Source organism: Mesorhizobium sp. LSJC280B00, assembly GCF_000502835.1.
Classification (GTDB): Bacteria; Pseudomonadota; Alphaproteobacteria; order Rhizobiales; family Rhizobiaceae; genus Mesorhizobium.
The window spans coordinates 42,384-63,725 of sequence record NZ_AYVL01000011.1 but is presented as its reverse complement, the minus strand read 5'-3'; the positions used below and the strand labels follow the sequence as shown (position 1 = coordinate 63,725).

Genomic DNA, 21,342 nt, shown 5'->3' with positions numbered 1-21,342 from the left:
CAGCCTCTCTGTTTGCGCGGCAGAGATAGTCTTGCGGCATCACCCGAACCGGGAGCCCGATGATGTCCGCACATTTTGCCCGCTCGCACCGCCATGAAGCGCTTGATCGCCTTGCCGACCGGCGGCTGCTGCGCGAACTCGCCTATGTCGCTGGCCACTGGACGGCGAGCGAGACCGCGGAGAGTTTCGAGGTGACCGATCCGGCCACCGGATCCACCGTCGCTTTCGTTGCCGCGCTCGATGCCCGGCAGACCACATTGGCGATCGATGCGGCATCGCGCGCCTTTCCTGCCTGGCGCGCATTGCTGCCGCAGGAACGGTCGAAAATCTTGCGAAAATGGTTCGATCTGATCGTCGCCGCCAAAAATGACCTGGCCCTGCTGATGACGCTAGAACAAGGCAAGCCGCTGAAGGAATCGCGCGGCGAGATCGACTATGCCGCCTCTTTTGTCGAATGGTATGCCGAGGAGGCCAAACGTCTCAACGCCGAAAGCGTCACCAGCCATCTGCCAAATGCCGAGATGGTGGTGCGACGCGAACCGCTTGGTGTCGTCGGCGTCGTCACCCCGTGGAATTTTCCCGCGGCCATGCTGACCCGCAAGGCGGCGGCCGCCCTCGCCGCCGGCTGCACCATCGTCGCGCATCCTTCCTCGGAAACGCCGCTGTCTGCACTGGCGTTGGCCGAGCTTGGCGAACGTGCCGGCCTGCCGGCTGGCGTGTTCAACGTTCTCACCGGCAAGGCTTCGACCATCGTCGGGCGGATGTGCGAAGACCCGCGCGTCCGCGCCATGAGCTTCACCGGCTCGACCGAGATCGGCAGGTTGATCGCCGCGCAAAGTGCGCCGACGATGAAGCGTCTGGTGATGGAGCTTGGCGGTCATGCGCCTCTGATCGTCTTTGCGGATGCCGATATCGACAAGGCGGTGAGAATAGCCGTCGACGCTAAATTCGCCACCTCCGGCCAGGACTGCCTCGCCGCCAACCGCATCTATGTCCAGCGTCCGATATACGATCGGTTCTGCGCTGCTTTCGCTAAACGCGTCGAGGCATTGCGGGCCGGCAATGGCCTCGCTGACGACACCGAAATCGGACCCTTGATGCACGAACGCGCGGTCAAGAAGGTCGAGGAGCAGGTGGCCGATGCGCTCGCCAAAGGCGCGCGTTGCCTGACCGGCGGCAAGCGCCATCCTGCCGGGCCGCTGTTCTACCAGCCGACCCTGCTCGCCGACGTTGGAGACGACGCTTTGATCATGCGCGAGGAGACCTTCGGTCCGGTTGCGGCCGTGACGCCTTTCGACAGCGAAGACGAAGTCGTCGCCCGCGCCAATGCGACAGAGTACGGCCTGGTCGCCTATGTCGTGACTGAGAATGGCGGTAGGCAATTGCGCATCGGCCGCGCGCTCGACTATGGCATGGTCGCCATCAACCGCGTCAAGATCACCGGCGCGCCGGTCCCGTTCGGCGGCGTCAAGCAGTCCGGCATCGGTCGCGAGGGCTCGCGTCACGGGCTCGAAGCCTTTACCGACTTCAAATATCTCTGCCTCGACGTGGCGTAACGCCCCGTCAGGCTTTTGCTTTCAAGGAGTAAAAAATGCTCGACCAGTCCAACGAACTCGCCGCCTGGGATCGCGATCATTTCTTCCATCCCTCGACCCATATGGGAACGCACGCGCGTGGCGAGAGCCCGACTCGTGTGATCGCCGGCGGCGAAGGCGTCACCATCTGGGACAACAACGGGCGCAAGAGCATCGATGCCTTCGCCGGGCTCTATTGCGTCAATGTCGGCTATGGCCGCCAGAAGATCACCGACGCCATCGCCGCGCAGGCCAAGAACCTCGCCTATTACCACGCCTATGTCGGCCACGGCACCGAGGCGTCCATCACCCTTTCCAAGATGATCATCGACCGCGCGCCGCAAGGCATGTCGAGAGTCTATTTCGGCCTCTCCGGTTCCGATGCCAACGAAACCAACATCAAGCTGATCTGGTACTACAACAACGTGCTCGGCCGGCCGGAGAAGAAGAAGATCATCTCGCGCTGGCGCGGCTATCACGGCTCCGGCATCATGACCGGATCGCTGACCGGCCTCGACCTGTTCCACAACGCCTTCGACCTGCCCCGCGCGCCGGTCCTGCACACCGAGGCGCCCTACTACTTCCGCCGCGCCGACCGCTCGCTGAGCGAGGAGCAGTTTTCGCAATACTGTGCCGACAAGCTCGAGGAGATGATTCTCGCCGAAGGGCCGGAGACGGTCGCCGCGTTCATCGGTGAGCCTATCCTCGGCACCGGCGGCATCGTGCCGCCGCCGGCCGGCTACTGGGAGAAGATCCAGGCGGTGCTGAAGAAGTACGACGTGCTTCTGGTTGCCGACGAGGTCGTCACCGGCTTCGGCCGGCTGGGCACCATGTTCGGCTCCGACCACTACGGCATCAAGCCCGACCTGATCACCATCGCCAAGGGCCTGACCTCGGCCTATGCGCCGCTGTCGGGCGTCATAGTCTCAGACAAGGTCTGGCAGGTGCTGGTGCAGGGTTCCGACAAGCTCGGCTCGCTCGGCCATGGCTGGACCTATTCGGCGCATCCGATCTGCGTGGCCGCCGGCGTCGCCAACCTGGAACTGATCGACGAGATGGACCTGGTGCGGAACGCCGGCGAGACCGGTGCCTATTTCCGCGCCGAGCTGACGAAAGCCGTCGGTGGTCACAAAAATGTCGGCGAGGTACGCGGCGACGGCATGCTGGCGGCAATCGAGTTCGTCGCCGACAAGAACGATCGCGTGTTCTTCGACGCCTCGCAAAAAATCGGGCCGCAGGTCGCAACCGCTCTTGCGGCAAGCGGCGTCATCGGCCGGGCCATGCCGCAGGGCGACATTCTCGGTTTCGCGCCGCCGCTCTGCCTGACGCGGGAAGAGGCTGATATCGTCGTGTCGAAGACGGCCGACGCGGTGAAGAGCGTGTTTGCAAACATCTGAAGAGCCGACATGAATGCCATGACCAAAACCCTCCCCGCCACCATGGCCGCCGTGCAGCTGATCGGGCACGGCGGGCCGGAAAAGCTCGTCTATCGCACCGACGTGAAAGTGCCCTCGCCCGCCCGGGGCGAGGTGCTGGTCAAGGTCACCGCTTGCGGCATGAACAACACCGATGTCTGGGTGCGCCAGGGCGCCTATGGCACGGAGGAGGATGCCGCCGCTGTGTCGACCTGGCGTCGTCAGGGCAATACGCTGAGCTTCCCGCGCATCCAGGGCACCGACACGGTCGGCAACATCATTGCCGTCGGCGACGGCGTGTCGCCGGCCCGCATCGGCGAGCGGGTGATGGTCGATTTCTCCATCTACAATCGCGACGACGATTCACTCGCCGACATCGACTATATGGGCCATGGCCGCGACGGCGGCTATGCCGAATACCAGGCAGTACCGTCCGAAAACGCCCATGTCGTCGACACCGATCTGAGCGATGTCGAGCTTGCCACTTTCTGCTGCGCCTATCTCACCGGCGAGCAGATGTTGGAACGCGCCGCATTGAAAGCCGGCGAGCGTGTGCTTGTCACCGGCGCCTCTGGCGGCGTCGGCTCCGGCATCGTGCAGCTGGCGCGGGCGCGCGGCGCCATTCCCTATGCGGTTGCCGGCAAGGGCAAGGAACAGGCCGTGCGTGAGATCGGCGCCGAGGCGGTGATCACCCGTGGCGTTGCCGATCTGCCGGCCGCCGTCAGCGCGGCGACCGGCGGGCGGCCAATCGACGTGGTCGCCGATCTGGTCGGCGGCGCCATCTTCAATGACCTCTTGCGCATCTTGAGGCCCGAAGGCCGCTACACCACGGCCGGCGCGATCGCCGGCCCGGTCGTCCAGCTCGACCTGCGCACCATGTACCTGAAACAGCTCCAACTGCATGGCTCGAGCCAAGGCACGCGGGCGGATTTCCGCCGCATCGTGCGCTACATCGAGGACAAGAAAATCCGGCCGCTGGTCGGCGGCGTCTACAAGCTGTCCGATTTCCATCGCGCCCAGGCGGATTTCATCGGCAAGGATTTCGTCGGCAAGCTGGTGGTCGTTCCGGATGCGGCCGCCAAAATAGCGCGTCGACCACAAACGCCTATGACAGGCTCGGGCCGTTCGCGGACGCGGTGAGGTCGAGCGCCACATCCAAGCAGCGTTTTCGTGATGGCTTTGTTTATCTGAATGAGCAAAACCCATTCTGATTTGGCTGCACGCCGGCAACAAGGATTCCTGACCTCTCCTGCGGCATTATAAGGTTTTCGCGATTTTCTTATAACCCCCGCTTGCGTCCCTTGAGGTCATGGCGCTATAAGAGAACCGCATTTTTCTTATAACCGGAGCCGCCCGACATGAAGACGGTCGACCTCGTTTACCGCACGATGTATGCGGAACTCGTCCAGCGATCCTTGGACGCAGCCTTCGAAACGGATTTCCCTACGACGGGCAATCTCGTCAAGGTGCCCGTCAAGGGCAAGGTATACTGGTATTTCGAGGAAACGCAGCCGACGAAGACGCGACGGTATGTCGGGCCTGACAGCGATCCCGAGATTGCAAAACGCGTTGAATCCTTCCGTCAGATCAAGGACGACCTCCGCGCCCGCAGGAAGCTGGTATCCACGCTCGTGCGCGAGGCAGGGCTGACAGAACCCGAAAGGTTCACCGGGGATGTCGTCGAGGCGCTGGGGAAGGCTGGCATCTTCCGCTTGCGCGGCGTCCTGGTCGGCACAGTCGCCTTTCAGTCCTACGCGGGCTATCTGGGCGTGAAGCTGCCCGGTGCAGCGTTGCAGACGGGCGATGCAGACTTCGCCCTATTCCATTCCGTGTCGGCCGCGGTCGAGGACAGCCTGCCGCCCATCCTCGAAATCTTGAGGGAGATCGACCCAACCTTCAGGGAAATCCCTCACAGATCAGATCCCGGACACGCGACGCAATTCGAGAACGCAGTCCGATACAAGGTCGAGTTCCTTATACCGAACACGGGCAGCGATGACTACGCCGATCATGCAACCTCGATGCCGTCTTTGGGCGGTGCATCCGCGCAGCCTCTTCGGTTTCTCGATTTCCTGATCCACGAACCAATCAGAACTGTGCTGCTGCATCGATCGGGAGTGCCTGTCGTGGTACCGTCGCCCGGACGATATGCGGTTCACAAGCTGATCGTTGCCTCGCGCCGACAGAACAACGCAAACGGCGTGGGCAAGCGGGAAAAGGATGTCCACCAGGCAGCACTTCTGGTCGAGGCACTGGAAGCTACCCGTCGCCAGGACGATCTCGCCATCGCGTTTTCGGAAGCGTGGGACAGGGGGAAACATTGGCGTGAAGCGATACAAAAAGGACTTGGCTTGATTCCCCAGAAACAGCGTGGCGACGTCGAGGCGACGATCGTCAACGCACTTTCAGGAATCGCCGAGGAACTGGAAGGATTCAGCGGCTCATCTGCGAAAACAAAGCACGGAGACTAAACGGCAGCAACGGGTGTGGAGGGTAACCTTCTGCCAGCCGTCGCCGAGGCGTTTTTGTTTTTTTGTTTTCAGGTTTCAAAATCGACTTTGCCTATTCAGCTCTGCGATCGGACCTTCTTGGCGGCAGCCTCGAGCGACCGTTCAAACGCGTCGATCACCTGGTCGACCTGCGGCTCGGTGATGATCAGCGGCGGGCAGAAAGCCAGCGCATCGCCCATATTGCGCGAGATGACGCCGTTCTGCTGCATGAAGCCGTTGACGAGCCCGCCCAGTTCACCGGTCTTCCCCCACGGCGCCTTGTTCGCCTTGTCGCCGACCAGTTCGACCGCCGAAATCAGGCCGATGCCGCGCACCTCGCCGACAAGCGGGTGCGAAGCGAGCGTGCGCAGCCGCTTCTGCAAATGCGCGCCGACCGCACGCGCATTGCCGACAAGGTCGCGCTCCTCGATCAGCTTCAGGTTCTCGAGCGCGACCGCTGCCGCAACAGGATGGCCGCCGCCGGTGAAACCGTGGCCGAAGGTGCCGATACGGTTGCTTTCGTCGGCGATCGGCTCGAATACCTTGTCATTGATCAGCAGGGCTGAGATCGGCAGGTAGGACGAAGAGATCTGTTTCGACAACACCATGATGTCGGGCCTGATGCCGAAGGTCTGCGAGCCGAACATCTCACCTGTTCGGCCAAAGCCGCAGATCACCTCGTCGGCGACGAGCAGGATGTCGTACTTCGACAGGACCGCCTGTATCTTCTCCCAGTAGCCGGCCGGCGGAACGATGACGCCGCCGGCGCCCATGATCGGTTCGCCGAAGAAGGCGGCGATGGTTTCCGGTCCTTCGGCCAGGATCAGCTTTTCCAGCTCGTCGGCGAGCCGCGTCGAAAACTGCTCTTCGCTTTCACCCGGCAGCGCCTCGCGCCAATGGTGCGGCGTCGAGGTGTGCAGCACATTGGCGATCGGCAGATCGAACGAAATGTGGTTGTTGGGCAGGCCAGTCAGGCTCGCCGAGGCGATGGTGACGCCGTGATAGCCCTTCTTGCGGCTGATGATCTTCTTGCGCGCCGGCTGGCCGAGCGCATTCGACCGGTACCAGATCATCTTAATGGCCGTATCGTTGGCCTCGGAGCCGGAATTGGTGAAATACGCCTTGCTCATCGGCACCGGCGCCATCTGCACCAGTCTCTCGGCAAGATCGATCAGCGGCGAATGCGATTTGGAGCCGAAATCATGATAGTAAGGCAGCTTCGACATTTGCCGTACTGCCGCATCGACCAACCGCTTCTCCGAAAAACCGACCGCGACGCTCCAGAGCCCCGCCATCGCCTCGATATAGCGGTTGCCGGCAAGGTCCTCGACATAGATGCCGTCGCCCTTCTCGATGACGAGCGGCCCCGACTCCTGATGCTTGCGCGCATTCGTATAGCCATGCATGTGAAAGCTTATGTCGCGGGCTTCGGGTGAATTCGGTCGTGCGTCCATGACGGCTCCTGATGCTGCACGCGGAACAGTCCTGCCGCCGGTCCGGCTCGGCAGGTCCCCGTGCGTTATGCCGTTTGATGCATCTTTCTCGAACGGTATAGTGTCAAGCGCTTTCGGCAGGGCCAGCGGATGGATGGACGCATGCAGAACTTCGGCTTGACCTAACCGTGGACCATGTCGACTGCATTGTCGCCGGCGCCGGCGTTGTTGGCCTGGCGATCGCGCGAGAGATGGCGCAGCGCGGCATCGGTACGCTGGTCCTGGAAGCCGAGAGCGCTATCGGCACCGGGACAAGCTCGCGCAATTCCGAGGTCATCCATGCCGGCCTCCACTATCCGGTTGGATCGCTGAAGGCCCGGTTCTGCGTGGCCGGCCGGGAAAGACTCTATCGCTATTGCGAGGAGCGGGCGGTCCCACACGCGCGCTGCGGCAAGCTCATCGTTGCCACAAGTGCCGAACAGGAGCCGGTGCTCGCCTCAATCCGGGCCAATGCACGCGCTTGCGGGGCCGGCGACCTGGTGCCTTTGAGCGAAGCCGAGGCGCATGCGCTGGAGCCCAGCCTTAAGTGTACGGCGGCGTTGCTGTCGCCGGCCACCGGGATCATCGACAGCCATGCCCTGATGCTCGCCCTGTTGGGCGACGCCGAGGAGCACGGGGCGGCACTTAGTCTCAACACGCGCATCGCCTCCGGCCGCATCGAAGCAGGCCGCGTCGTGCTCGAGACGGTGGACGCTGCCGGCGGCGAGCGCTTCGAGATCGCCACTCCGCGTTTCGTCAATGCCGCCGGGCTTGGCGCCGCAGCACTTGCCGGTTCGCTTGAAGGGCTCAATCAGCAATTCGTGCCAAAGCTCCATTATGCCAAGGGCAATTATTTTTCGGTGGCCGGCCGGGCGCCGTTCTCGCGATTGATCTATCCGGTGCCCGAACCCGGCGGGCTCGGTGTTCATCTGACACTCGATCTCGACGGCGTCGCCCGCTTCGGGCCGGACGTCGAATGGACCGATCAACTCGACTATCGCGTCGACCCGGCTCGTGGCGAGCGCTTCTACAGCGAGATCCGCAAATACTGGCCGGACCTGGCCGATGGCAGCCTGCAACCCGCTTACAGCGGCATCCGGCCAAAACTGTCCGGTCCCGGTGAGGCCAATGCCGACTTCGTCGTCCAGGACGTGGCGGTGCACGGCGTGGATAGCCTGGTCAACCTGTTCGGCATCGAAAGCCCCGGCCTGACCTCCTGCCTGACGATTGCCGACCATGTCGCGCAGTGCCTCGCGCCGAAGTTGTAGCGTGCGGCGCCACGCGCCATGATCTGCACTGTATCAAGGCGCATTGCGTGAACTTTCAGACGCAAGTCGCCTATGAGGCACATCGCGCACTTGCAGCCCGCTCCGCGCTCTGATTCCCTGCATTCTGGGCTGTCCTGATTCGCACTGCCCGGTTCAGAGTTTTCGCAGTGCGCCCGGGACAAGCTTCCAGCGACCACTCGGCGTATCCAGGGAGAACGGCAATGAACACCGCGACGAGGCCGGTAATCTCGGAGATGAGGCCCAAGATCACCGTCGTCGGGGTCGGCGGCGGCGGCGGCAACGCCGTCAACAACATGATCGCCGAAGGCCTGCAGGGCGCGGAATTCATCGTCGCCAACACCGATGCCCAGGCCCTTGCCATGTCGAAGGCAACGAGGCTGATCCAGTTGGGCGCTCATATCACCGAAGGTCTCGGCGCCGGGTCCCTGCCCGAGGTCGGCCGTGCCGCGGCCGTGGAATCCATCGACGAGATCATGGATCACCTTGCTGGAACGCACATGTGCTTCGTGACCGCCGGCATGGGAGGCGGAACCGGCACCGGTGCCGCGCCTGTTATAGCGCAGGCAGCGCGGGCAGCTGGAATACTGACCGTTGCCGTCGTCACCAAGCCATTCGTCTTCGAAGGCAGGCGCCGCATGTACGCTGCCGATGAGGGCATCGAGCGCCTGCGCGAAAGCGCCGATACCGTCATCGTCATTCCCAACCAGAACCTGTTCAGGATCGCCGACGCCAGAACCACGTTCGCCGACGCCTTCGCCATGGCCGACCGGGTCCTCTATGCGGGTGTCGGCTGCATCACCGATCTGATCGTCAAGGAAGGCCTGATCAATCTCGACTTCGCCGATGTGAAGTCGGTGATGCGCGACATGGGCCGCGCCATGATGGGAACCGGCGAAGCCGCCGGAGAAGGCCGCGCCAAGAAGGCAGCGGAAGCGGCAATCGCCAACCCGCTGCTCGACGAAGCTTCGATGATGGGCGCCAAGGGCGTCCTTGTCTCGATATCGGGCGGCATGGACATGACGCTGTTCGAGGTCGACGAAGCCGCTACCCGCATCCGCGAGGAGGTCGACAACGATGCCGACATCATCGTCGGCGCCATCTTCGACAAGGCACTCGCCGGAAAATTCAGGGTGTCGGTCGTGGCGACCGGCTTGCGGCGTGGCCTGGAGATTCCACTGCTTGCCGAACCGGAAGTTCGCATGAACTGAACGCGTATCGCTGCAACTCGCGCAGCCGACTGCCAGCCTCGCGTCACCAGGGCCGCGCGCCGTCGATGACTTCCATGGCGCGTGCAGCAAAACGGCCGGCCAGCGGTGCCATGTCGGCCGCATCGGCCGCAATCGCGCTGCCGGCCAGCACGCGGTCGGCGATGCCGACGAAGATCACGGCAAAGCGGAACATGGCAAACACCAGATGGAACCGCTGCAGCGGCGCCGTCGGCACGGCGTGGGCGAAGTAATGATCGAGGAATTCGCGCTGTGTCGGAATCCCGAGGGCTACCTGATCAAGGCCGAGGATGCCGCCATATTCGTCCGATGAGGAATGCCAGGGCATTGAGCAGAAGCCGAGATCAGCAAGCGGATGGCCGAGGGTCGATAACTCCCAGTCGAGTATGCCGATCACCTCGGGCCGCTCGGGATTGAAGATGAGATTGCCGAGACGGAAATCGCCATGCGCGATCGAAACGTGGCCGTCATCTGGCGGAAGATGTCGCGGCAGCCATTCGGCGACGGCTTCGAGCGCGGCAATGCGCTCGCTCGGCGATTCCCGCAACTGTCTGGTCCAGCGCGCGATCTGTCGCTCAAAATAGTTCCCGGGACGGCCATAGTCGCCGAGCCCAACCTCTTCCGGCCGGACTGCGTGCAGCTTTGCCAGCGCCTCGGCCATGCCGAAATAGATGCCGCGCCGCTCGTCCGGCGCCAGTCCCGGCAACGCGCCATCGTGGAACACCCGGCCGTCGAGCCGCTGCATCAGATAGAACGGCGTGCCGAGCGGCTCGTCGCCGTCGTGATAGAGCACCGGCCGCGGCACCGGCACCTTTGTCGACGCTAGCGCCTTGATCACCCGGTACTCGCGATCGACCGCATGAGCGCTGCGCAGGATCGGTCCCGGAGGTTTCTTGCGCAGAACCATGCGGCGGCCGCCATAGTCGACGAAATACGTCGGGTTGGATTGGCCGCCGACGATCCGCTCAAGCGACATTTGGCCATCGCCAAAATGCGCTCTCAGAAAATCCTCCAGGCGTACTGGATCGAAATCCATCCTCATTGCCAGCTCAGCGGTTCCCGCCGCGACCTGTTTCGTCTTGTCTGCCGGCTTCGACATGCCAGCGCCAGAAGCCCGCACCTTCCTCGTTGAGAAAGCGGTTGAGCACCATCTTGTGGACCTCGTCGGCGCCGTCGACCAGGCGAGCCTGGCGGGCGTAGCGGTAGATCCATTCGAGTACAGTGTCTTTCGAATAGCCGCGGGCGCCGTTGATCTGGATCGCCACGTCGGCGGCGTCATGCAGCACGTTGGCGACCTGGATCTTGGCCATGGAGACCTCCTTGCGGGCAAAGCCGCCGCGATCGAGCTCCCAGGCCGCTTTCATCACCAGCAGCCGCCCGATCTCGATGCGCATGGCAAGGTCGCCGAGCATCAGCTGGATACTCTCACGGTCGGCCAAAAGCTGCCCGAAACCGCTACGCTCGGCGGCATAGGTGCGCGCGATCTCGATGCAGCGCTTGGCAAGGCCGAGCCAACGCATGCAATGGGTGAGCCGCGCCGGACCGAGCCGGACCTGTGTAACCATGAGGCCGCTGCCTTCGCCGGCAAGCACATCCTCGACCGGGACTTCAAGACCGTCGAATTCCAGCTCGCAATGGCCGCCATGTTCTTCCGGTCCCATGATCCCGATGCGCCGCAGGATCCGCCAGCCCGGCTGGTCCTTGTGGAACAGCAAGGCCGAAAGGCCGTGACGCGGATCGTCCGAAGTGCGCGCTATGAGAATGAAGTGGCTCGCCTCTTGCGCGCCGGTGATGAACCATTTGCGGCCTTTGACGACGTATCTGTCGCCGCGCCGTTCGGCTCTGGTCATGATCATCGACGGGTCGGAGCCGCCGCCCGGATGCGGTTCCGTCATTGCGAAAGCCGAACGCACCTTGGCCTCGACGATCGGCTTCAGCCATCTTTGCTTCTGCTCCGGCGTTCCCAACCGTTCCAGCATCATCATATTGCCATCGTCGGGGGCCGCGGAATTGAACACGACCGGACCGAAGATCGAGCGGTTCATCGCTTCATAGCAGACGGCCATATCCACCTTGGAAAGGCCGACCCCGCCGGTCTCGGGTTTCAGCTGCAGGCACCACAGGCCGGCTGCCTTCGCCTTGCCCCGCAGCGTTTCGAGCAGCGGCAGCGCGATGTTGCCATGGCCGTCGTAGGACGCCTTATCTGCCTCGAGCGGCAGGATTTCGCGCTCGACGAAATCGGCGATCCGGGTACGAAAGCTTTCGGTACGGACGGGAATCTCGAAATTCACGGCGCTCACAAAGATGAAACGAAACCCGCCATCGGCTCCGATGGTCGCTCGGCTACTGTAACTGCCGTCATTGAATGCGAGCAACAGCAGTGTGCTGGCGGAGCCTTGCGCACGTCAAAGCGCCGGTTCGATATGGACCGATGCCGGCGTGCTGCCGATGGCGGTCGAATTCCAGGATCAAAGAGTACTCAGGTTTCGTATCGCTAACGTCCGCGACAATGCTCAGATCAATTCGAGGACAGCGCAGCCATAGCCGTCCAGCGTCAACACTCCGGAGACAGGTCCTTCGCTATCGAGCAGGTTGCTGCCGAAGGGAACGCCGGTTACCGCAACGGGCGTGTCTTTGATGTTTTGCACGAACAGCAGCCGGCGTTCGTCATTCTCGCGCATCGTGACCTCGACGCCGTCCGGCAGATCCGGAACCAGAGGCTCCACATTCGCATCCACGAAAGTGCGCGTAGCGAGTTGAGCTGTCAGCTCCGGGGTTAGATAAGTGCCGACATAGAGCACACGGCCCTTGCCCACGGCGCGGGAGGTAATTGCAGGCGTTCCCGCCGCGTAGCGGTTCGACCAAACCCCTACAATTTCGACTTCCGGTTCGACTGCGAGGTTCTCGTAGAAATAACCGGCATCGAACTCGTGGTTTCCGACGGTAAAACGACGGATACGGCGGCTGGATTCGGCCGGCCTGTCGGGAGGAATGACGAGCCCGCCGGAGCGCGACATGGTATTGAACAGGCCATTGGCCCCAGGTGCCGCCAGCCGCCCGAAATCCTCGACGCGAACGCCGGTCAGCTTCGACAGCGACTGGCCCGGCGCTGTCTCGCGGATGACGTGGTTGTTTTCGTCGCGGGTTCCCGTGCGCGCGCCGATGATGACGGTACCGCCATTTTCGGCAAAGACTTGCAGCCGCTCGGTCCAGCTGTCCTTCCAGATCACCCAATGCGGCACGTAGAACACCTTGAGCCTCGACAGATCGTCTTCCGGGTGGATGAAGCCGCAGGCGATGCCGCGGTCATAGCAATACTGATGCAGCAAGATTGCATCATCCTGCGGACTTGGCAGGCCGATGGGGAAGGTCTTGTGGGCTTCCTGATTGTCGAAGTCCGAGCCGGCGATGCCGACATCCATCCGCACATGGGTGCCCAGGATCTTGTCTTTAAGCGCCGTCATCTCGGTGGCGAACTGCCTGGCTTCGTCATAGCGGCGGCGAGCGACATCATCGTGATCGATGATGCCCATCCAGTATATCTCGGCGCCGAAATGTGCGGGACGCCAGCGGAAGAACATGACCCCATCGGCGCCACGCGCAACCGACGACATCGCCATGCGTCGCATTTCGCCCGGCTCCGGCGTCAGCGTGCAGAAGCCCGGCTGGGCGCCAAAACCCGACTGTTGTTCCGGCACTATGTAGTTGCCGGAAAATCCCCTGCAGATGTCGAGATGCAGCGCCTGGATCTTGGCGTGATTGCCGAGGCGAAAGAACTCGTCATAGAGGAACGGATAGATGTCGTAGCCGACGAAGTCGAGATCGGTGGAGAATTGGCCGCGAAAGTCGATGTCACGCAATCCGCCGAGATTGTGGAAAATGAACCAACTGGCATTCGCTTTTCTCAGGATCTCGACCTGGTCGTGCTGGAACCGTGCTGTCGAAAAGGCGAGAAAACGGTGGTAGTCCTGGAGGTGACCGGGACCGGGAAAGGACGGGGAAAAATCCAGCGGGAAGACAATTTCGCCGAAATCGCCGTAAGCCGTCGCCCAGAAGTCGCCACCCCAGGCGAAATTCAGCCTGTCTATCGTCTGGTAGGTTTCCTGGAGATAAGCCTGGAATTCCTTCAACGCCGACGGCGAATAGGATTCCGGCATGCTGGTGTTGAGTTCGTTGTCGGTCTGCCAGCCTATGACATTTGCATTGTCGCGGTAGTGGTCCGCCATCGCCCTGGTAATCTTGCGGCTATAGTCGCGAAACACCGGGCTGCTGGTGTCGGCATACTGGCGCGAGCCGTGGCCCATCGACCGGCCATTTCCATCAAGCCGCAGGATTTCCGGATGCTTTGCGGTCAGCCAGCGCGGCGGAGTGGCGGTCGGCGTGCACAGGATCGTGTTGACGCCGTGACGCGCCAGCCCCTCGACTGCCCGGTCGAACAGGCCGAAATCGAAGGTGCCTTCACGCGGTTCGAAAATGTGCCAGGCGAATTCGCCGAGGCGGGCGACGTTGAAGCCGGCCTCGGCCATGCGCCGGGCGTCGTTGTCCCAGTAACTCTCGTCCACATGTTCGGGGTAGTGCGGCGCGCCGACCAGAAAGCGGTCGGTCTGGATCGTGCGCCAGACCGACACGGCGCGGCCTCTTGAAGTCTTGTTCACGAAGGATACTCCTGAAGATCAGTCGGTGATGGTGGATTTGCGGGCACTGATTGTCCGCTCATCGACAGAGGAAAAGAGATAGACGTCACGCGGCTCGACCTTAAAGCCGACGGTCGCGTCGGCAGCGACGGCACTCGCATGGCCGATCTGGACGGTGACGTTGCCGCTGCCGCTTTCAGAACTGACGCATTGCAGCGGGCCGGCGTCGGCATAGAGGATGGTCTCGCGGCCGAGATGCTCGACCAGCCGCACCCGTGCGGCAAAACTCGCTGTCCCTTCCGCGGCCAAGCTGATGCTCTCCGGCCGAATCCCCATCGTCACCCTATCGCCGACCTGTACGGATGCCGCTTCCGTCAGTTCGACAGTCAAAGGAGAAAGACCGGCGGTCGACAGCGTAGCGGCGCCGCCGGAGACAGCGGCGACGGTCACTTCGAAAAAATTCATTCGGGGTGCGCCGAGGAAGCCCGCGACGAAGAGATTGGCCGGATTGCGGTAGAGTTCGAGCGGAGCGCCCACCTGCTCGACCGAGCCGCGATTGAGCACGACGATACGGCTCGCCATTGTCATCGCCTCGGTCTGGTCGTGCGTGACATAGACCATGGTGGCGCCGAGCCTGGCGTGCAGATCGGAAAGCTCGACGCGCATCTGCGTGCGCAGCGCTGCGTCGAGGTTGGATAGCGGTTCGTCGAACAGGAACACGTCGGGCGAGCGGGTTATCGCACGGCCGATGGCCACACGCTGACGCTGGCCGCCGGAAAGCTGTTTCGGCCGCTTGTCGAGCTGGTCGGTAATGCGAAGGATCTTGGCGGCTCGCAGCACGGCGGCATCGATCTCGGCCTTGGGGCGATGCGCCATGCGCAGGCCGAAACCCATGTTCTCGGCGACCGTCATATGCGGGTAAAGCGCATAGGACTGGAAGACCATGGCAATGCCGCGCTCACCCGGCTCGGTGGTGGTGACATCGCGGTCGTTGATGAGGATCTCACCGGTCGAGACGGTTTCAAGCCCGGCAATGATCTTCAACAGCGTTGACTTGCCACAACCGGACGGCCCGACGGTGACAATGAACTCGCCCTGTTCGACGCTGAGATCGATGCCGCGCAGCGCGTGGTAGCTGCCATAATTCTTTTGTATCTGCCGGAGTTCAAGACTGGTCATGGAGCCCTGCTTGCGAAATGAGTTTCGGATCGGGTGGGCGACGCCTTGAAGCCATGGTCGCTCATCCCTTGACCGCTCCCATGGTGAGGCCGGTGATGAAGTGCTTCTGCATTAGGAAGAACATGGCAACCGGCGGCAAAGCCACGACGATGGTGCCAGCCGAGATCAGGTTCCAGGCCGAGACCCATTCGCCGCGCAGGTTGGCGAGGCCGGCGGTTACCGGTTTGACGGTANGATCAGGTTCCAGGCCGAGACCCATTCGCCGCGCAGGTTGGCGAGGCCGGCGGTTACCGGTTTGACGGTATCGCTGATGGTGAGCACGACCGCCCAGAAATAATCGTTCCAGATGAAGGTGAAGAGCAGGATCGCCAGCGCCGCAAGAGCGGGCCGCACCAGCGGCACCACGACATGTACCAATGTCTGAAACGGTGTCGCGCCCTCGGCCCTGGCGGCCTGAAACAGTTCTCCCGGCAAGGCGGCGATGAAGTTGCGCATGAACAGTGTCGCAAACCCGGTCTGGAAGGCGATGTGGAAGATGATCAGGGCCGACATCGTGTCGTAGAGGTTGAGCCGCACCATGAGATCGCGCACCGGGATCATCATGATCTGGTGCGGCAGGAAATTTCCGCCGACGAACAGGGCGAAGACGAGCATATTGCTGCGAAACCGGTAGCGGGCGAGCACGAAACCGGCGAGCGTGCTCAAGATGAGAACGCCGATCACCGAGGGGATGGTGATCGTCAGGCTGTTGAGGAAGTAGCGGGCCATCGGCGTCTGGGTGAAGACCGCCGTGTAGTTTTCGACCAGGCCGAATTGGGTCGGCCAGCCCCACAGATTGCCGCCCATGACATCCTGCGTAGAGCGGAACGAGGTAAGAATGATGGCAAAGAGCGGCGCCAGCCAGACAATCAGGATGCCGACCACCAGCACGACATAGAGGCCACGCTGCCAAATAGCAGTTTCGGGAATCGGGCGGGGAAACATCAGCCGCCTCTTTCATCGGCGCGGATCATCCGCGTCAGGTACCAGGCGATGAAGACCGCCATGATCACGAACAGCACCGAGGCAATGGCCGCACCATAGCCGAAGCGGTAGGAAAAGATGGACTGCTCGAACATCTGATAGGCAAGCACCTCGGACGAACCGAAGGGACCGCCGCTGGTCATCACCGAGACCATGTCGAAGGAACGCAGTGCGCCGACGACGGTGACGGCGATGGCGATAAAGGTGACCTGCGTCAGCTGCGGTAACACGATGTGGCGCAGCATGTTCCAGCCCCTGGCGCCGTCGACCCGCCCGGCGCCGATCAGGTCCTCGCTGAGATTGTTGAGGCCGGCGAGATAGAGCACCATGCAGAAGGCTATCTGCGGCCATAACGCTGCGATCACGACGGCGAAGGTGACGAAATTTTCATCCGACAGCACTGCCGGGGCGGTCGCGCCGAAGGTGCGGAAGATCAGGGCGAGAAGTCCGAATTCTGGCGTATAGACCCAGGTGAAGACAACGCCGACGGCAACCGAAGCCAGCACCAGCGGAATGAAGAACAGCGATTTGAGGAGGCGCATGCCGCGGATTTTCTGGTTGACGAGCAGCGCGATGGCGAGGCCGAGCGGCGGCGCCAGCATGAACATCACCAACCAGATCAGATTGTTCTTCAGCGAAACATAGAACTGTGGGTCGGCGAACAATTCGCGGTAGTTGCCAAGGCCGATCCAGACCATCGGGCTGAATCCGTCCCATTCGTGCAGGCTGATCCATAGGCTCTCGACCGCAGAGGCCAGAATGACGACGGAAAACAGCACAGCGGCTGGCAGGATCAGAAGTGTCGGTGTCAACCACCAGCGATGGCGGCGCCAAAGCTTCGTCATTTTGGGGGACCTCATTCAGGGAAAGCATCGGGGAGCGGGCCACGAACCCCGCTCCCCTCCGCTGGGAGGCGCTAGATCTTGAAGATCCGGCGACGGGTTCCCTCGAGACGCTGAAGAATGGCGTCCCGGCGCTCCGGCTTGGCCATGAATTCCTGGAAGCCCACCAGGCCGGCCTGGGCCATGTCGGGATCGGTATCGCGGTCGTAATATTGCGACGTGCCGGCCACCGTCTTCAGGCTTTCCACAGCCGCGTTGACCAGCGGGTCCTTGCTGGCTGGAAGGTCGTTGCGCGGCGGAACGTTGCCGCCAGGTTCCAGATAGAGGCCGAAATTTTCCGGCTGGTAGAAGAAGGCGAGGAACTCGCGGGCACCCGCCTTGTTCTTGGCGTTGGCCGGGATGTGGACCGAATTGACCGAGAATTCTTCGTAGCGGTCGAGGGCGCCGTCAATCTTCGGGAAAGGCGCGAATGTCAGCTGCTCGAGATCCTGCTCAGGGAAAGTAGCCTTCACGAAGGCACCGAGGTTCATCATGCCGGCCTTCTTCTGGGCGAGGAAGGCGCCGGCCTCCTGCCAGCCGAACGACGTTTGATCCGGGGTGAAGAAACCCTGCTTGATAAGCTCTTCCCAGTGGTCGAAAACAGGCGTCAGCGCCGGGTCGGTGTAAGCCATCTTGCCGTTCATCAAGGCAAAGTGCTTGTCGAGACCGTTGATCCGAAGGTTCATCTGGTCGAACCATCCGGCCGCCGGCCAGAGTTCCTTGGTGCCGATGCTGACGGGGATTAGGCCTGCGGTCTTGGACTTCTGGCCGTAAGCCAGGAATTCGTCCCAGGTCGCCGGTGCCGTAAGTCCGTGCTCGGCAAAGACGTCCTTGCGATAGAACATGCCCCACATCGTGCCGCCGGTCGGCAGTCCATACTGCTTGCCGTCGACCGTGACGGCACCGGTCGTGGCACCCAGCACGTCCTTGTACTTTTCCTTCTCGAACAGATCCGAAATGTCGTCGAACAGGCCGCGGGTGACGAAGGCACGCATGCGGTTTCCGGAGAACCAGAAGCAGACATCCGGCGCGCCGGCGACAAGGTAGTTGCGGATCGCGGTCTTGTGGGCCTCGTGATCCATGTTGTTGATCACAACCTTGGTGCCGGACTGCTTCTCGAACTCGGCCGCGATGCGCCGCAAGATCCGCAGGGCATCGGCATTGTTTTCGTCTGAAATGATGGTGACTTCGCTCGACTGGCTGAGTGCCGGCATCGGGAAGCCCGCGAGGGCTCCAGCGGAAATGCCCCCAGCTCCCTTCAGGAAATTGCGCCGCGTCGACGGCTTTTCAATCCACTTGAACGTCATTGTTACTCCTCCCGTGTTGTCAATTCTCTACTGGCACACCGGCCGGCGCGGTTGTTCTTCTCAACGGCACGCCTCACCTCCCGGGCAAGGGAATATGCTTGCCCGCTCCTTCAGAGCGCGGTGACATTGCTAACCGGATTAATTTCGCTGACCCCCGGTTCGGGTGTTGAACAGTCGGGCAAACTTACGCATATGTTTTCTCGAGAGGCAATAATTAATTTACAAAATTAAGAAAGAAGATCCGTGAAGCTCAAGGGTGACCCGAGCACGACTCGGGCGATGAACCGCAGACTGATCCTCAATCTCTTGCGGCAGGAAGGAGCGCGCAGCCGGGCCGACATAGCGTCCGTTACCGGCCTTAGTCCGGCAGCGGTCACCTTCGTCGTGGCCGACCTCATCGAGGATGGCCTGCTGATCGAAGGCAAGACAGTCGTGGGCTCGGCTGGGCGCCGCCCTATCCCGGTGGATATCAACTATGCCAACGGCCTTGCCATAGGTTTCAAGCTGATGGTCGGATCGGTCGAATGCGTGGTCACCGATCTTGCGACCAATCCGCTGGGCTCTCTGCGCGTCAAGCTCTCGGACAGCGATCCCGACCATATCATAGCGACCTTGGCCAAGGCGGTACCGGAGCTGATTTCCATTGTCGATCGGCCCGCTGCCAAGCTTGCCGGGATCGGCATTTCAATGCCTGGCGTCATAGACAACCAGAAGGCTGTGTGTATCCGCAGCAATCGCTACAACTGGGACAACGTTCCCCTTGGCCCGATGCTGGCCGAACTGGTAGACGTCCCCGTGTGGCTTGAGGACGACACCAATGCCTATGCCATTGCCCAGCAACTCTTCGGCCTCGGACGCCAGCACCGCAATATGGCTGTGCTGGCGATCGGCGTCGGAATCGGCTGCTCGCTCGTCTTCGATGGCAAACTCTATCGCGGCGCGAACGGTGCCGCCGGCAAGTTCGGCCACAGCTCTTATGAGGAGAACGGCCGCCTTTGCGAGTGCGGAAAACGCGGCTGCCTGATGGCCTATTACGCCGAGCCGGCGATCCTGCGCACCTGGCGCGAAGCCACAGGCCACGACGAAGCGCATTGCAAAGCCACCCTTATGGCAGCTTTGGCAGACCGCGAACCGCGAGCCGTCGCCATTCTCGAAGAAGCCGGACATGGCATCGGCCGGCATCTCGCCAACCTTGTCAACATCACCGACCCGGAGGTCATTGTCGTCGGCGGTGAAGCCGTGTCGTTTGGCGATGCGCTGTTTGGCCCAATGCGGCTGACGCTTGGGAAAAATACCTTTCGCGCGGCACCACCAATGCTGCTGGACTGGGAGGACAATTCCTGGGCAAGGGGAGCGGCTGCTCTCGTAACGCAGAAGCTCTTTGATTTCGAAACATCTGCCGGCAACGCCGCTCCGCTTTCAAAGCCGGCCCTATGGTCGGCATAGGTGAGTGAAATAGACAGCCCTGCGCCTCAGGCCGCCCGAACGCTGCGCGCTCCACGCGCCCAGGCCGGCAGCCAATCGCCATGCGCAACCAGCAAATCATCGACCAGCGACCATATCTGGTCGAGGTCGAGCTCGGCCGCCGTGTGCGGGTCCATCATCGCCGCGTGATAGATGTGCTCGCGGTTCTCGGTCATCAGCGCCTGGACCGTCAGCTCCTGGACGTTGATATTGGTGCGGATCAGCGCGGTGAGCTGCACCGGCAGGTCGCCGATGAACGTGGGTTGAATGCCGGAGGCGTCGACGAGGCACGGCACCTCGGCCGCGCAATTATATGGCAATGACGTGATGCAGCCATTGTTGCGGACGTTGCCGTAGATCACCGACGGCTCGCCGGTCCAGACCGAGTTCATGATCGAGGACGCATATTCCTTCGACTGCTCCACTTCGATCTTGTCAGCCGAGCGATAGGCTTCCGCTTGCCCCTTCCAGCGTTCGATCTGCTCGATGCAGCGCTTCGGGTATTCGTCGAGCGGGATACCGAATTTCTCGATCAGATCCTCGCGCCCGTCCTTGATGAAATAGGGCGTGTATTCCGCGAAATGTTCGGAGCTCTCGGTGACGAAGTAACCGAGGCGCTTCAGCATCTCGTAGCGCACCTTGTTCGGGCAGCGCGGATTCCATCCAGGCTTCGGCGCCCGCCCTTCGCTGTAGGCGCGCAGCAGATCCGGATAGAGATTGCGGTAGGAGCCGTCCGGCTGGCGATGCTCGAACTTCAGGTAGAAGGCCATGTGATTGATGCCGGCCGAGCGGTAGCGAATCTCCTCGTAGGGAATGTCGAGATCATGCGCCAGTTCCATCGCCGTGCCTTGCACCGAATGGCAGAGGCCGACCTGCTTGATGTCGGGGTATTTCTCCGCGATCGCCCAGGTGTTGATCGCCATCGGGTTGACATATTGCAGCATGATCGCCTGCGGGCAGACCGCGAGCATATCCTCGCAGATCTTCCAGAGATGCGGCACGGTTCTCAACCCTCGCATGATACCGCCGACACCGAGCGTATCGGCGATGGTCTGGCGCAGCCCGTATTTCTTCGGAACTTCGAAATCAGTTACCGTGCAGGGCTCGTAGCCGCCGATCTGGAAGGCGACGACGACGAAATCGGCGCCCGCCAGCGCCTTGCGCTGGTCCGAATAGGTCTCGGCTTTGGCCTTTACGCCAAGCGTCGAGATCAGCTTGCCGACGACGATTGCGCTTTCCTCGAGCCGTTGCGGATTGATGTCCATCAGCGCGATCGTCGAGCCGGATAAAGCCGGACGCTGCAATATGTCGCCGACGATGTTCCTCATGAACACCGTCGAGCCAGCTCCGATGAAAGCGACCTTGGGATTTCTTGCCACAACAACCTCC

The 21,342-nt window shown here is 62.0% G+C and carries 15 protein-coding genes and 1 pseudogene; 7 read left to right on the top strand and 9 right to left on the bottom strand.

The genetic code is table 11. The features are described from left to right. The first annotated feature begins 62 nt into the window (after positions 1–62). From X773_RS56310 to X773_RS56295, 4 genes are all read left to right on the top strand, one after another. A complete protein-coding gene (locus X773_RS56310) occupies positions 63–1,556 on the top strand; it encodes an NAD-dependent succinate-semialdehyde dehydrogenase (RefSeq protein ID WP_031211912.1) in 1,494 nt (497 codons plus the stop codon). Between the two features lie 35 nt (positions 1,557–1,591). Then, the gene (locus tag X773_RS56305; protein WP_023677194.1) at positions 1,592–2,971 is read left to right on the top strand and encodes an aspartate aminotransferase family protein; all 1,380 of its coding nucleotides are present in this window, start codon (positions 1,592–1,594) and stop codon (positions 2,969–2,971) included. Between the two features lie 9 nt (positions 2,972–2,980). Beyond that, positions 2,981–4,129, top strand: a complete 1,149-nt coding sequence (locus tag X773_RS56300; protein ID WP_023677193.1) for an alcohol dehydrogenase family protein — start codon at positions 2,981–2,983, stop codon at positions 4,127–4,129. Between the two features lie 218 nt (positions 4,130–4,347). Further along, on the top strand, positions 4,348–5,460 hold the full coding sequence (locus X773_RS56295; RefSeq protein WP_023677192.1) for a GSU2403 family nucleotidyltransferase fold protein: 1,113 nt from the start codon (positions 4,348–4,350) through the stop codon (positions 5,458–5,460). 95 nt (positions 5,461–5,555) lie between these two features. Here X773_RS56295 and X773_RS56290 read toward each other — a convergent pair whose 3' ends face one another. Then, positions 5,556–6,932: an aspartate aminotransferase family protein gene (locus X773_RS56290; RefSeq protein WP_031211906.1), complete on the bottom strand. Its 1,377-nt coding sequence runs from the start codon at positions 6,930–6,932 to the stop codon at positions 5,556–5,558. A 167-nt stretch (positions 6,933–7,099) separates the two neighbouring features. Here X773_RS56290 and X773_RS56285 point away from each other — a divergent pair, with 167 nt between their 5' ends. Together X773_RS56285 and ftsZ are read left to right on the top strand one after the other, a co-directional pair. Beyond that, positions 7,100–8,218: an NAD(P)/FAD-dependent oxidoreductase gene (locus tag X773_RS56285; protein WP_023677190.1), complete on the top strand. Its 1,119-nt coding sequence runs from the start codon at positions 7,100–7,102 to the stop codon at positions 8,216–8,218. A gap of 221 nt (positions 8,219–8,439) precedes the next feature. Next, positions 8,440–9,447 (top strand): cell division protein FtsZ, encoded by a 1,008-nt coding sequence (ftsZ, locus tag X773_RS56280; protein ID WP_023677189.1) that lies wholly within the window; start codon positions 8,440–8,442, stop codon positions 9,445–9,447. A gap of 43 nt (positions 9,448–9,490) precedes the next feature. Here ftsZ and X773_RS56275 read toward each other — a convergent pair whose 3' ends face one another. From X773_RS56275 to X773_RS56245, 7 genes and pseudogenes are all read right to left on the bottom strand, one after another. Next, on the bottom strand, positions 9,491–10,507 hold the full coding sequence (locus tag X773_RS56275) for a phosphotransferase family protein (RefSeq protein ID WP_031211905.1): 1,017 nt from the start codon (positions 10,505–10,507) through the stop codon (positions 9,491–9,493). A gap of 7 nt (positions 10,508–10,514) precedes the next feature. After that, complete coding sequence (locus X773_RS56270; protein ID WP_031211904.1) at positions 10,515–11,756, bottom strand: acyl-CoA dehydrogenase family protein; 1,242 nt, start codon at positions 11,754–11,756, stop codon at positions 10,515–10,517. A gap of 222 nt (positions 11,757–11,978) precedes the next feature. Continuing rightward, complete coding sequence (locus X773_RS56265; protein WP_031211903.1) at positions 11,979–14,120, bottom strand: beta-galactosidase; 2,142 nt, start codon at positions 14,118–14,120, stop codon at positions 11,979–11,981. A gap of 18 nt (positions 14,121–14,138) precedes the next feature. Continuing rightward, entirely contained in the window at positions 14,139–15,278 is a 1,140-nt protein-coding gene (gene ugpC / locus X773_RS56260; RefSeq protein WP_023677185.1) for a sn-glycerol-3-phosphate ABC transporter ATP-binding protein UgpC, read from the bottom strand. 61 nt (positions 15,279–15,339) lie between these two features. Next, a pseudogene (locus X773_RS56255) lies at positions 15,340–16,262 on the bottom strand (carbohydrate ABC transporter permease). Further along, positions 16,262–17,146: a sugar ABC transporter permease gene (locus X773_RS56250; protein WP_023677182.1), complete on the bottom strand. Its 885-nt coding sequence runs from the start codon at positions 17,144–17,146 to the stop codon at positions 16,262–16,264. Before X773_RS56250 ends, X773_RS56255 begins: the two are co-directional and overlap by 1 nt. 71 nt (positions 17,147–17,217) lie before the next feature. Further along, positions 17,218–18,489 (bottom strand): ABC transporter substrate-binding protein, encoded by a 1,272-nt coding sequence (locus X773_RS56245; protein ID WP_023677181.1) that lies wholly within the window; start codon positions 18,487–18,489, stop codon positions 17,218–17,220. Positions 18,490–18,732: 243 nt separating this feature from the next. On the opposite strand from X773_RS56245, the gene X773_RS56240 reads away from it, so the two are divergent. Beyond that, on the top strand, positions 18,733–19,935 hold the full coding sequence (locus tag X773_RS56240; RefSeq protein ID WP_023677180.1) for an ROK family transcriptional regulator: 1,203 nt from the start codon (positions 18,733–18,735) through the stop codon (positions 19,933–19,935). 26 nt (positions 19,936–19,961) lie between these two features. Here the strand turns inward: X773_RS56240 and X773_RS56235 are convergent, their stop codons facing one another. Then, on the bottom strand, positions 19,962–21,332 hold the full coding sequence (locus X773_RS56235; protein ID WP_031211901.1) for an alpha-glucosidase/alpha-galactosidase: 1,371 nt from the start codon (positions 21,330–21,332) through the stop codon (positions 19,962–19,964). Positions 21,333–21,342: the final 10 nt, after the last annotated feature.